Genomic DNA, 12014 nt, shown 5'->3' on the forward strand with positions numbered 1-12014 from the left:
TTAAGGCATTTGGGGGGCTTTGGCTTCCCTGGAGAGGCGCATTAACGCTGGATACGACGTTTTCGGCACTCCATCGGTTTTCCCTGTTGGTTTTTGACAACAGGGCCGCTGGGCGCGGTCGGGCGGGCGGGTCGTTGGTCCGATCGGCGGCCGCGGCAAGCGCGTCAGAGGCAGCTTGCCGCGGCCCTGCCGGCCTGGAATGGAATCGAATGATAGAATTTCCTGTTTACCCGGCCCGGGTTCCTCCTTACACGATTCTGTCGTTATATATATGGATTCCTTTGCCAAGGAGACGCTTCCGGTTTCGCTGGAAGAAGAGATGCGCCGCAGTTACCTCGATTACGCGATGAGCGTGATCGTTGGGCGGGCGCTACCGGATGTGCGGGACGGGCTCAAACCCGTCCACCGGCGCGTGCTCTACGCGATGCATGAGCTGAACAACGATTGGAATCGCGCCTACAAGAAGTCGGCGCGTATCGTCGGGGACGTCATCGGTAAGTACCACCCCCACGGCGACCAGTCCGTCTATGACACCATCGTCCGCATGGCGCAAGATTTCTCAATGCGCTACATGTTGGTTGACGGTCAGGGTAACTTCGGCTCGATCGACGGCGATAACGCCGCGGCGATGCGTTACACCGAAATCCGTCTGGCCAAGATTGCGCACGAGCTGCTGGCCGATATCGACCAGGAGACGGTGGACTTCGGCCCCAACTACGATGGCAGCGAACAAGAACCGCTGCTGTTGCCGTCGCGGCTGCCCAACCTGCTGGTCAACGGCAGCTCGGGTATCGCGGTGGGCATGGCCACCAATATTCCGCCCCACAACCTTCAGGAAGTGGTCGACGGCTGCCTGTACTGCCTGCGCAATCCGGCCTGCACGGTTGACGAGCTGATCGAGCTCATCCCGGCGCCGGACTTCCCCACGGGCGGCATCATCTACGGCATGTCCGGCGTGCGCGAAGGCTATCGCACCGGTCGCGGCCGCGTCATCATGCGCGCCAAGACCCACTTCGAAGACATGGAAAAGGGCAATCGCCAAGCCATCGTCATCGACGCGATTCCCTACCAGGTCAACAAGAAGACGCTGCAGGAACGCATTGCCGAACTCGTCAACGACAAGAAGATCGAAGGCATCTCCGATATTCGGGACGAGTCCGACAAGGACGGCATGCGCCTGGTCATCGAGCTCAAGCGCGGCGAGGTTCCCGAGGTTGTTCTGAACAACCTGTACAAGAATACGCAGCTTCAAGACACCTTCGGGATGAACCTGGTGGCGCTGGTCGACGGCCAGCCCCGCCTGCTCAACCTGAAGCAGATGATCGACTACTTCCTGCAACATCGCCGCGAAGTGGTCACGCGCCGCACGGTGTTCCAGCTGCGCAAGGCCCGCGAACGCGGCCATGTGCTGGAAGGTCTGGCGGTTGCGCTGGCCAACATCGACGATTTCATCGCCATCATCAAGGCCGCGCCGACGCCTCCCGTCGCCCGTCAGGAATTGATGGCGAAGTCGTGGGATTCGTCCCTGGTTCGCGACATGCTGTCGCGCGCCGACGGCGACACCCCGGGCGGCCGCGCCGCATTCCGTCCGGACGATCTGGGCGTTGAGTTCGGTCTTCAAGGCGACGGCCTGTACCGTCTGAGCGACACGCAGGCTCAGGAAATCCTGAACATGCGCCTGCAACGCCTGACCGGGCTGGAGCAGGACAAGATCGTTGGCGAATACAAGGACATCATGTCCACCATCGCCGACTTGCTCGACATCCTGGCCCGCCCCGAGCGCATCACGACGATCATCAGCGACGAGCTGCAAGCCATCAAGGCTGAATTCTCGACCGGCACGAAGGACACGCGCCGTTCGGAAATCGAGATGAACGCCACGGAGCTCGACACCGAAGATCTGATCACGCCGACCGACATGGTCGTGACCTTGTCGCACGGCGGCTACATCAAGAGCCAGCCGCTGTCCGAGTACCGCTCGCAAAAGCGTGGCGGACGCGGCAAGCAAGCCACGGCGATGAAGGAAAACGACTGGATCGACCAGCTGTTCATCGCCAACACGCACGATTACCTGCTGTGCTTCTCGAACCGCGGCCGCGTGTACTGGCTGAAGGTCTGGGAAGTGCCGCAAGGCACGCGCAACTCGCGCGGCAAGCCCATCGTCAACATGTTCCCGCTGGCTGACGGCGAGAAGATCACGGTGGTGTTGCCGGTCAAGGAATTCAGCGAAGATCACTACGTCTTCATGGCGACGTCGCGCGGCACGGTCAAGAAGACCCCGCTGTCCGACTTCTCCAACCCGCGCAAGGCCGGCATCATCGCCGTTGACCTTGACGATGGCGACTACCTGATCGGCGCCGACCTCACCGACGGCAAGCACGACGTCATGCTGTTCTCGGACTCTGGCAAGGCCGTGCGTTTCGACGAAAACGACGTGCGTCCGATGGGCCGCAATGCCCGCGGCGTGCGCGGCATGATGCTGGAAGAAACGCAGACCGTCATCGCGCTGCTGGTTGCCGGCGACGAAACGCAGACCGTGCTGACCGCCACCGAAAACGGTTACGGCAAGCGCACCCCGATCGGCGAATACACGCGCCACGGCCGGGGCACGAAGGGCATGATCGCCATCCAGACCAGCTCGCGTAACGGCAAGGTGGTGGGTGCGGTGCTCGTCAACCCGACCGACGAAATCATGCTGATCACGACCGGCGGCGTGCTGGTGCGTACCCGCGTCGCGGAAATCCGCGAAATGGGCCGCGCCACGCAAGGCGTCACGCTGATCAACGTGGATGACGGCAGCACGCTGTCCGGTGTGCGCCGTGTCGTGGAAAGCGATGCGGACGACGACGGCGAACTGGACGAAGACGTCCAGGCTGACGGCGGCGACGACAGCAACGGTGCAGCAGACTCGACGGATTCGACGGAACCTACGGAGCAATAATGGCCCGCCCCTGGAACTTCTCGGCAGGCCCCTCGGCCTTGCCCGAGGTGGTATTGCAGCAAGCAGCAGCTGAGATGCTGGATTGGCATGGCAGTGGCATGTCGGTGATGGAAATGTCTCATCGCGGCAAGCACTTCGTGCAGATCTGCGACGAAGCCGAATCCGATTTGCGTGAGCTGCTGGGCTTGCCCGCGGATTACGCGGTCATGTTCATGCAAGGCGGAGGTTCCGGGGAGAACGCCATCGTTCCCATGAATCTCATGGGACGACGCAGCACGCCGGCTGCCGATTTCGTCGTGACGGGCCATTGGTCCAAGCGGTCGTACAAGGAAGCCGGGCGCTATGGCAGCACCCATGTCGCGGCAAGCAGCGAGCAAGCCATCCAGCTTGATGGCCGCGAGCAGGCGCCGCTGACCTGGGTGCCGCCGGTCGATACCTGGAATGTGCGCAAGGAATCGGCTTACCTGCACCTGTGCAGCAATGAAACCATCGGCGGCGTCGAGTTCATGGACTGGCCCGACACCGCCGCGCTGGGCGCACCCGACGTGCCGTTGGTCGTCGATGCGTCTTCGCATTTCCTGTCGCGTCCGATGGACGTGACGCGCTGCGGCATGATGTATGCCGGCGCGCAAAAGAACGCGGGCCCGGCTGGCGTGACCATGGTCATCGCCCGCCGCGACCTGATCGGCCACGCCTTGCCGATCTGCCCGTCCGCCTTCGATTACGCCAATGTGGCCGCGGATCATTCGCGCTACAACACGCCGCCGACCTTCGCGATCTACGTCGCGGGCCTGGTGTTCAAGTGGGTCAAGGCCAATGGCGGCGTGGCCGGCATGGAAGCCGCCAACAAGGCCAAGGCCGACCTGTTGTACGGCTACTTGGACAGCACCAATTTCTATCGCAATCCCATTCACGCGCCCGTGCGTTCGCGCATGAACGTGCCGTTTGTGTTGCGCGATGAATCGCTGAATGACGCCTTCCTGCAAGGCGCCGACGCAGCGGGTCTGACGCAACTGAAGGGCCACAAGAGCGTGGGCGGCATGCGTGCCTCCATCTACAACGCCGTTCCCCTTGCCGGGGTTGCGGCGCTGGTCGAGTACCTGAAGGAATTCGAGCGCCGCTATGGATGAAGATCTGCAGCGCAAGCTGCGTCCCTTGCGTGAACGCATTGATGCGTTGGACGCGCAGATCCTCGACCTGCTTTCGCAGCGCGCGCGCGCCGCGTTGGAAGTGGGCGAGGCCAAGCATGCCGCGCAAGCGGATGGCCCGGTGCTGCGCCCCGAGCGCGAAGCCGAAGTCATTCGCCGCCTGCAGCAGATCAACCCCGGCCCGTTCCCGAATGCGGGCGTGGCGTCGGTATGGACGGAAATCATCTCGGCTTGCCGTGGCCTGGAGCGCGGCATGACCGTGGCGTATCTGGGTCCGCAAGGCTCGTTTTCCGAGCAGGCCGCGCTGGAGCATTTCGGCCACGCCGTGCAAAAGCTGCCGTGCGCGTCGTTTGATGAAGTGTTTCGTGCCGTCGAAGGCGGCCAGGCCGATGTGGGCATGGTGCCGGTGGAAAATTCCACCGAAGGCGCCGTCAACCGCAGCCTGGACTTGCTGCTGAACACGCCGCTGACGATTCTGGGCGAGCGCTCGCTGGTGATCCGCCATTGCCTGATGTCGCAGTCGGGCAGCATGGACGGCATCAAAACCATTTCCGCGCATCCGCAAGCGCTGGCGCAGTGCCAAGGCTGGCTGACGCGCAACTATCCCGATGTGGACCGCGTAGCGGCGTCCAGCAATTCCGAAGCGGCCCGCGCCGCGGCGGGCGATCCCACCATCGCGGCCATTGCCGGCGAAGTGGCGGCGCCTGCCTGGAATTTGCAGGTCGTCGCGGCCGGCATCCAGGACGACCCCCACAACCGCACGCGCTTTTTGGCCATCGGCAATATCCAGCCGCTGGTCAGCGGCAAGGACAAGACCAGCCTGATCCTGGCGGTGCCGAACCGCGCGGGCGCGGTCTACGAAATGCTGGCGCCGCTGGCGGCAAACGGCGTGTCGATGACGCGCTTTGAGTCGCGCCCGGCGCGCACCGGCCAGTGGGAATACTACTTTTACGTTGATGTCCTGGGTCATCGCAATGATCCGAACGTCGAGCGCGCCCTTGCTACCTTGCAGGCGCAGGTTGCCTATCTGAAAGTGCTGGGTTCTTACCCCGCGCCGTGAGCCTCCACACCATGACCACCGCATCCAAGCCCCTCGTTGCTCCCGCGCACGTCAGCGCCATCGCGCCTTATCAGGCGGGCAAGCCCATTGAAGAACTGGCCCGTGAGTTCGGCCTGGACCCGGCGGGCATCGTCAAGCTGGCGTCGAACGAAAACCCGCTGGGTATGCCGAAGTCGGCACGTGCCGCCATGCTGGCCGCCGCCGAGTCGCTGGCCCGCTATCCCGACCCCAACGGCTTTGACCTGAAGGCGGCGCTGGCCGAGCGTTATGGCGTGCCGATGAACTGGATCACGCTGGGCAACGGTTCCAACGACATCCTTGAAATCGCGGCGTTGGCATTGCTGGAACCGGGTTCGTCGGCGGTGTATGCGCAGCATTCGTTCGCCGTCTACCGCCTTGCCACGCAAGCGCGCGGCGCGCGCCACATCGTGGTGCCGGCGCAAGACTATGGCCATGATCTGGATGCGATGTTCGACGCCATTGCCGACGACACGCGCCTGCTGTTCATCGCCAACCCCAACAACCCGACGGGCACCTTCGTGCCGGGCGACAAGGTCGCGTCCTTCCTGGAACGCGTGCAAGCTGCCCATGGCGACCGCGTCACGGTGGTGCTGGACGAGGCTTACAACGAATACCTGGACCCGGAACACCGCTTCGACAGCACTGCGCTGGCGCGCCGGTTTCCGAACCTGATCATCTCGCGCACGTTCTCCAAGGCCTATGGCCTGGCGGGCTTGCGCGTGGGTTTCTCGGTGGCGCAGCCTCCGCTGACCGACCTGCTCAATCGTGTGCGTCAGCCGTTTAACGTCAACACGCTGGCGCAGGCCGCGGCCATTGCTGCGTTGGGCGATGCCGCCTATCTGGAAGAGGCCTATGCCTCGAACAAAGCGGGCAAGGCGCAGCTTTGCGCGGCGTTCGACCAGCTGAAGCTGCGCTACGTGCCTAGCTACGGCAACTTCGTGCTGGTGCATGTGGGCGACGCGCCTCGCATCAATCTGGAATTGCTCAAGCGTGGCGTGATCGTGCGCCCGGTGGCGGGCGATGGCCTGCCGGAATGGCTGCGTGTGTCGATCGGCTTGCCGGAAGAAAACGCGCGCTTCATCGATGCCCTGACCGCCATTTTGTCCGCATGAACGACGCGTTACCTTCTACCAATCAGGGGGCCGCTGGCCCCCTGATTCCTGTATTGGCCGTGGTGGGTGTGGGCCTGATCGGCGGTTCATTTGCTGCGGCGTTGCGCCGGGCCGGCCAGGTTGGCCGCGTGTTGGGCGTAGGGCGCAATGCGTCATCGCTTGCGCGTGCCGTGGAGCTGGGGCTGATCGATGAAGCGGTCAGCGCGGAAGAGGCAGCCGCCCGGGCGGACCTGGTGCTGCTGTCCACGCCGGTTGGCGGCTTGAAGAACGTGCTGGCGCGGATGCTGCCGCATTTGGGCGCGGCCACGGTCTTGACCGATGCAGGCAGCACCAAGGCCGAGGTCGTCGAAGCCGCGCGTGACGCGCTGGGCGAACACGTCGGGCGTTTCGTGCCGGGCCACCCCATTGCCGGCGCCGAGCGCACGGGGCCGGATGCCGCCGATGCCGATCTGTATGGCCAGCGCACCGTCATTCTGACGCCGCTTGCCGAGAATGCCGCCGCGTCCATCGACCTGGTGCGCCGCGCGTGGCAAGCCTGCGGCGCCACGGTGATCGACATGGATGCCGGCGCGCACGACCGCGTGCTGGCATCCGTCAGCCATCTGCCGCACTTGTTGTCGTCGGTGTACATGGAGCAGGTGGCGACCGCTGCTGACGCCCCGACCCGGCTGGCGCTGGCCGGCAGCGGCTTTCGTGATTTCACGCGCATCGCGGCGGGGTCGCCCGAGATGTGGCGCGACATTTTTCTGTCTAATCGCGACGCGATGCTGGCCGAGCTTGCCGATGTGCGCGCCGTGCTGGATCGCGCTGAACGCGCCATTGCCGATGGCGATGACGCCGCTTTGCTGGCGCTGCTGGACACGGCAGCCCAGGCGCGCCGTCATTGGCGCAAGGAGTAGCTGACATGAACGCTATGGCTTATCTGGATCTGCCGCGCGTGCGGCAGGCGCAGGGCGTGATGGCCTTGCCCGGTTCCAAAAGCATTTCCAACCGCGTGCTGCTGCTGGCGGCGATTGCCGAGGGCACGACGGTCATCACCGGCCTGCTGGATTCTGACGATACCCGCGTCATGCTGGGCGCCTTGCGCCAGCTGGGCGTGCAGGTGTCTGACCTGGACGCCGGCCGCGTCACCGTCGAAGGCGTGCGGCGTTTTCCCGTGGAAAGCGCGGACCTCTTCATGGGTAACGCCGGCACCGCGATTCGTCCGCTGACGGCCGCGCTGGCCTTGATGGGGGGCGACTACCGCTTGTCGGGCGTGCCGCGCATGCATGAACGCCCCATCGGTGATCTGGCGGATGCCTTGAATGCGCTGGGCGCCCGCATCGATTACTTGGGCCAGCCGGGCTATCCGCCGCTGCATATCGGCCGCGGCGACATCGCTGAAGACGCCGTCACGCGCGTGCAGGGTTCCGTGTCCAGCCAGTTCCTGACGGCATTGTTGCTGGCTGCGCCCTTGCAGGCGGGCCGCAGTGGCAAGCCCGTCACGATTGAAGTGGCGGGCGAGCTGATCTCCAAGCCCTACATCGAAATCACGCTGAATCTGATGGCGCGTTTTGGCGTGCAGGTGCAGCGTGATGGATGGAGCCGTTTCGTGATTGAAGGCGGCGCGGGTTATCGCAGCCCCGGTCAGATCGCGGTGGAAGGCGATGCGTCGACGGCATCCTACTTCCTGGCGCTGGGCGCCATTGGCGGCGGCCCGTTACGCGTGACTGGCGTGGGTGCCGACAGCATCCAGGGCGATGTCGCGTTTGCCGACACCCTGGCGCAGATGGGCGCCACCGTCACGTACGGCCCCGACTGGATCGAAGTGTCGGGCGTGCGCGTGGCCGACGGCGCACGCCTGAAGGCCTTCGACACCGATTTCAATCTGATCCCCGACGCGGCCATGACGGCCGCCGCGCTGGCCCTGTATGCCGACGGCCCGTGCCGCCTGCGCAACATCGGCAGCTGGCGCGTGAAGGAAACCGACCGCATCCACGCCATGCAGACCGAGCTGGAGAAGCTGGGCGCGCAGGTGGAATCGGGGCCGGATTGGCTGCGCGTCATCCCGCCAGCGCAGGACGCCTGGCGCGATGCGCACATCGGCACCTGGGACGACCACCGCATGGCCATGTGCTTTTCGCTGGCGGCGTTTGGCCCGTCGGCGGTCAGAATTCTGGACCCAGGCTGCGTCAGCAAGACGTTCCCGGGTTACTTTGATGTCTACGCGAGCCTGGTATCGGCCTAGCGAAAAACCTAAATGACTTTGACTTCTTCGATTGAATCTCCCTTGGCTGCGGTCATCACGATTGACGGGCCTACCGCGTCGGGCAAGGGCACCGTGGCGCATCGCGTCGCCAAGGCGCTGGGCTGGGACGTGCTGGACAGCGGCGCCTTGTACCGCCTGACGGCGCTGGCCGCCATCAAGCAGGGCGTGGCCGCGGACGACGAGCCGGGCGTGGCCCGGGTGGCCGAAACGCTGGATGTGCGCTTTGACGGCCCCCATGTGTATCTGGAAGGCGCCGATGTCGGCCACGACATCCGCCGCGAGGAAGTGGGTAATTTTGCATCCCGTGTGGCGGCTTTCCCGGGCGTGCGCCAGGCGCTGCTCGAGCGCCAGCGCGCTTTCCGCCTGCCTCCCGGGCTGGTGGCCGACGGCCGCGATATGGGCACGGTGGTGTTCCCCGATGCGTCCCTGAAGGTGTTCCTGGTTGCCGACGTGGTCGCCCGGGCGGAGAGGCGGCGTAAGCAGTTGATCGAAAAGGGAATTTCTGCTAATCTAGACGACCTTCTGCGAGACATGCGCGAGCGAGACGCCCGCGACACCCAGCGCGCCACGGCGCCGCTTGCTCCCGCAGCAGACGCACACGTGCTGGATTCGTCAAATTTGACGATTGCAGAAACAGTGCAGGCAATACTGGATTTCTGGCAACAAGCGCAAAAATAGTCCAACAGCGATGGCTGAAAAGCAGCAGCTGAAAGGCAGTAGCTAAAAGGCGAAAGCGCAGACAGCCAGAAAATTTTTTTAGGCCCTGTTCTAGCCAGGCGCAACCCCCCACGGGCCACCCCGCAGGGGCGAACCGGCAAACAGGTATTTTGACTCCACTGTGGCGGGCAATCCGCTGCGGTGTGTTCTTAACGGCCATTTCGGCCCAATGGATTTCAACCCCATGTCTTCCGTTTCCACTACCGCCACCGGCGGCGAAAGTTTCGCCGACCTTTTCGCACAAAGCCTCAAGAGCCAGGACATGAAGTCCGGCGAGGTCATCAGCGCCGAAGTCGTGCGCGTCGACCATAATTTCGTCGTCGTCAACGCCGGCCTGAAGTCCGAAGCGCTGATCCCCCTGGAAGAGTTCCTGAACGACCAGGGCGAGCTCGAAGTGCAACCCGGCGATTTCGTCTCGGTGGCCATCGATTCCCTGGAAAACGGCTACGGCGACACCATCCTGTCGCGTGACCGCGCCAAGCGCCTGTCGGCCTGGCTGCAGCTGGAAAAGGCCCTGGAAAACGGCGAACTGGTTACCGGCACCATCACCGGCAAGGTGAAGGGCGGCCTGACCGTCATGACCAACGGCATCCGCGCGTTCCTGCCGGGTTCGCTGGTGGACCTGCGTCCGGTCAAGGACACCACCCCGTACGAAGGCAAGACCCTCGAATTCAAGGTCATCAAGCTCGACCGCAAGCGCAACAACGTTGTGCTGTCGCGTCGCCAAGTGCTGGAAGCCAGCATGGGCGAAGAGCGTCAAAAGCTGCTCGAAACCCTGCACGAAGGTGCTGTGGTCAAGGGCGTGGTCAAGAACATCACCGACTACGGCGCGTTCGTTGACCTGGGCGGCATCGACGGCCTGCTCCACATCACCGACATGGCATGGCGTCGTGTGCGTCACCCGTCCGAAGTCCTGCAAGTGGGTCAAGAAGTCGAAGCCAAGGTCCTCAAGTTCGACCAGGAAAAGAGCCGCGTCTCGCTGGGCGTCAAGCAGCTGGGCGAAGATCCGTGGGTGGGCCTGGCTCGCCGCTACCCGCAAGGCACCCGCCTGTTCGGTAAGGTCACGAACCTGACCGACTACGGCGCCTTCGTCGAAGTCGAAGCCGGCATCGAAGGCCTGGTTCACGTCTCCGAAATGGACTGGACCAACAAGAACGTCGACCCGCGCAAGGTTGTTACCCTGGGCGAAGAAGTCGAAGTCATGGTCCTGGAAATCGACGAAGACCGTCGTCGTATCTCGCTGGGCATGAAGCAGTGCCGTCAAAACCCGTGGGAAGAGTTCGCGACGAACTTCAAGCGCGGCGACAAGGTCCGCGGCGCCATCAAGTCGATCACCGACTTCGGCGTGTTCGTGGGTCTGCCTGGCGGCATCGACGGCCTGGTTCACCTGTCCGACCTGTCGTGGACGGAAACGGGCGAAGAAGCCGTGCGCAACTTCAAGAAGGGCGACGAGATCGAAGCCGTGGTTCTGGGCATCGATACCGACAAGGAACGCATCTCGCTGGGCATCAAGCAGCTGGAAGGCGACCCCTTCAACAACTTCGTCGCCACGTTTGACAAGGGCGCCGTTGTTCCGGGCACCATCAAGTCCGTCGAAGCCAAGGGCGCTGTGGTTACGCTGTCCGTGGACGTTGAAGGCTACCTGCGCGCTTCCGAGATCTCCTCGGGCCGTGTTGAAGATGCCACCACCGTTCTGAACGCTGGCGAAAACATCGAAGCCATGATCGTCAACATCGACCGCAAGACGCGTTCGATCCAACTGTCGATCAAGGCCCGCGACAACGCTGAGACCGCCGAAACGATCCAGCGCATGTCCGACGCCAGCGCTTCGTCCGGCACCACCAACCTCGGCGCGCTGCTGAAGGCCAAGCTGGACCAACAGCGCAACGACGGTTAATTCGTGACCAAGTCGGAGCTGATCGCCGCCTTGGCGGCCCGCTATCCTCAGCTGGCCGCCCGCGACACCGATTACGCGGTCAAGACCGTTCTGGATGCAATGACCCAGGCCCTGGCCTCGGGTCAGCGCATCGAGATCCGCGGTTTTGGTAGCTTCTCGTTGTCGCAGCGGTCTCCCCGCATCGGCCGCAATCCGAAATCCGGCGAACAAGTGCTGGTGCCTGGTAAACAGGTGCCGCACTTCAAGGCGGGCAAGGAATTGCGCGAACGGGTAGACCTGGTCGGCGGCAATGACGAGGACGCTCAATCTTCTGGATCGAGTGAACCGATGGCGTCCATGGCAGGTTTGCACGCCATGCATTGACGTATCGGCTAGTAAAGGCTGCCTACGGGCAGATCGGACCGAGAACAGGCCCCTTGAGAAATCAAGGGGCTTTGTTTTTTCCGGCTGCCGCCGCGTCAGCGTGATGCGGGGATTTTTTTTCTTGGGACCTTTACGACGTCGCTTACAATTGACAGTCTTGAATTCTTTGGAGCATGCGTCATGCGCTATCTCGTCTGGGCCCTGCGATTGCTCGTGTTTATTGCGGTATTGATGTTCGCCTTGAAGAACACCGATCCGGTTGCCGTGAAGTTCTACGCGGACTACGTCGTGCAAGACGTGCCGTTGATCGTCGTGATGCTGGTGGTGTTTGTGGCGGGCGCCTTGTTTGGCCTGCTGCTGACCGTGCCCGCCGCCATGCGCCGCCGCCGCGAAGCCATCCGCTTGCGCCGCGAGCTGGACCGCGTGCAGGCCGCCGTGAATGGCACCACGCCTGTCGTGCCGCCCGAAGCCGTTGCGCCGATGTCGCCGCTGTAATGGCGCACCAAT

10 protein-coding genes are annotated in these 12014 nt (G+C 63.5%); all 10 read left to right on the top strand.

Going from position 1 to position 12014, the window contains the following annotated elements; genetic code table 11:
* Nucleotides 1-271 precede the first annotated feature (271 nt).
* The 10 genes from gyrA to ACFZAI_RS10735 all read left to right on the top strand — a co-directional run bounded on the left by gyrA (nucleotide 272) and on the right by ACFZAI_RS10735 (nucleotide 12002).
* The gene (gyrA, locus tag ACFZAI_RS10690) at nucleotides 272-2941 is read left to right on the top strand and encodes a DNA gyrase subunit A (RefSeq protein WP_391566868.1); all 2670 of its coding nucleotides are present in this window, start codon (nucleotides 272-274) and stop codon (nucleotides 2939-2941) included.
* Nucleotides 2941-4071 (top strand): 3-phosphoserine/phosphohydroxythreonine transaminase, encoded by a 1131-nt coding sequence (gene serC / locus ACFZAI_RS10695; protein ID WP_391566869.1) that lies wholly within the window; start codon nucleotides 2941-2943, stop codon nucleotides 4069-4071. Before gyrA ends, serC begins: the two co-directional genes overlap by 1 nt.
* Nucleotides 4064-5149 carry a prephenate dehydratase gene (pheA, locus tag ACFZAI_RS10700; RefSeq protein ID WP_054423743.1) on the top strand — a complete coding sequence of 362 codons (1086 nt, stop codon included), beginning with the start codon at nucleotides 4064-4066 and terminating at the stop codon, nucleotides 5147-5149. The genes serC and pheA overlap by 8 nt, the downstream gene beginning before the upstream one ends.
* An 11-nt stretch (nucleotides 5150-5160) precedes the next feature.
* The gene (hisC, locus tag ACFZAI_RS10705) at nucleotides 5161-6282 is read left to right on the top strand and encodes a histidinol-phosphate transaminase (RefSeq protein ID WP_391566870.1); all 1122 of its coding nucleotides are present in this window, start codon (nucleotides 5161-5163) and stop codon (nucleotides 6280-6282) included.
* The gene (locus ACFZAI_RS10710) at nucleotides 6279-7181 is read left to right on the top strand and encodes a prephenate dehydrogenase (protein ID WP_391566872.1); all 903 of its coding nucleotides are present in this window, start codon (nucleotides 6279-6281) and stop codon (nucleotides 7179-7181) included. Before hisC ends, ACFZAI_RS10710 begins: the two co-directional genes overlap by 4 nt.
* A gap of 5 nt (nucleotides 7182-7186) precedes the next feature.
* Nucleotides 7187-8509: a 3-phosphoshikimate 1-carboxyvinyltransferase gene (aroA, locus tag ACFZAI_RS10715; protein WP_391566874.1), complete on the top strand. Its 1323-nt coding sequence runs from the start codon at nucleotides 7187-7189 to the stop codon at nucleotides 8507-8509.
* Between the two features lie 12 nt (nucleotides 8510-8521).
* Nucleotides 8522-9208: a (d)CMP kinase gene (gene cmk / locus ACFZAI_RS10720; RefSeq protein ID WP_391566875.1), complete on the top strand. Its 687-nt coding sequence runs from the start codon at nucleotides 8522-8524 to the stop codon at nucleotides 9206-9208.
* Between the two features lie 223 nt (nucleotides 9209-9431).
* Nucleotides 9432-11144: a 30S ribosomal protein S1 gene (rpsA, locus tag ACFZAI_RS10725; protein ID WP_006393619.1), complete on the top strand. Its 1713-nt coding sequence runs from the start codon at nucleotides 9432-9434 to the stop codon at nucleotides 11142-11144.
* A gap of 3 nt (nucleotides 11145-11147) precedes the next feature.
* Nucleotides 11148-11507: an integration host factor subunit beta gene (locus ACFZAI_RS10730; RefSeq protein WP_054423734.1), complete on the top strand. Its 360-nt coding sequence runs from the start codon at nucleotides 11148-11150 to the stop codon at nucleotides 11505-11507.
* A 180-nt stretch (nucleotides 11508-11687) separates the two neighbouring features.
* The gene (locus ACFZAI_RS10735) at nucleotides 11688-12002 is read left to right on the top strand and encodes a lipopolysaccharide assembly LapA domain-containing protein (RefSeq protein WP_050447861.1); all 315 of its coding nucleotides are present in this window, start codon (nucleotides 11688-11690) and stop codon (nucleotides 12000-12002) included.
* Nucleotides 12003-12014 lie beyond the last annotated feature (12 nt).

The sequence above is a fragment of the Achromobacter sp. NPDC008082 genome, assembly GCF_042957345.1.
Taxonomy (GTDB): Bacteria; Pseudomonadota; Gammaproteobacteria; order Burkholderiales; family Burkholderiaceae_B; genus Achromobacter; species Achromobacter kerstersii_A.

What these genes read in the sequence shown, in the direction of transcription:
- ACFZAI_RS10735 (WP_050447861.1), top strand. Translation starts at nt 11,688, where the DNA reads ATGCGCTATCTCGTCTGGGCCCTGCGATTGCTCGTGTTTATTGCGGTA.
- gyrA (WP_391566868.1), top strand. Translation starts at nt 272, where the DNA reads ATGGATTCCTTTGCCAAGGAGACGCTTCCGGTTTCGCTGGAAGAAGAG.
- pheA (WP_054423743.1), top strand. Translation starts at nt 4,064, where the DNA reads ATGGATGAAGATCTGCAGCGCAAGCTGCGTCCCTTGCGTGAACGCATT.
- cmk (WP_391566875.1), top strand. Translation starts at nt 8,522, where the DNA reads ATGACTTTGACTTCTTCGATTGAATCTCCCTTGGCTGCGGTCATCACG.
- ACFZAI_RS10710 (WP_391566872.1), top strand. Translation starts at nt 6,279, where the DNA reads ATGAACGACGCGTTACCTTCTACCAATCAGGGGGCCGCTGGCCCCCTG.
- rpsA (WP_006393619.1), top strand. Translation starts at nt 9,432, where the DNA reads ATGTCTTCCGTTTCCACTACCGCCACCGGCGGCGAAAGTTTCGCCGAC.
- aroA (WP_391566874.1), top strand. Translation starts at nt 7,187, where the DNA reads ATGAACGCTATGGCTTATCTGGATCTGCCGCGCGTGCGGCAGGCGCAG.
- serC (WP_391566869.1), top strand. Translation starts at nt 2,941, where the DNA reads ATGGCCCGCCCCTGGAACTTCTCGGCAGGCCCCTCGGCCTTGCCCGAG.
- hisC (WP_391566870.1), top strand. Translation starts at nt 5,161, where the DNA reads ATGACCACCGCATCCAAGCCCCTCGTTGCTCCCGCGCACGTCAGCGCC.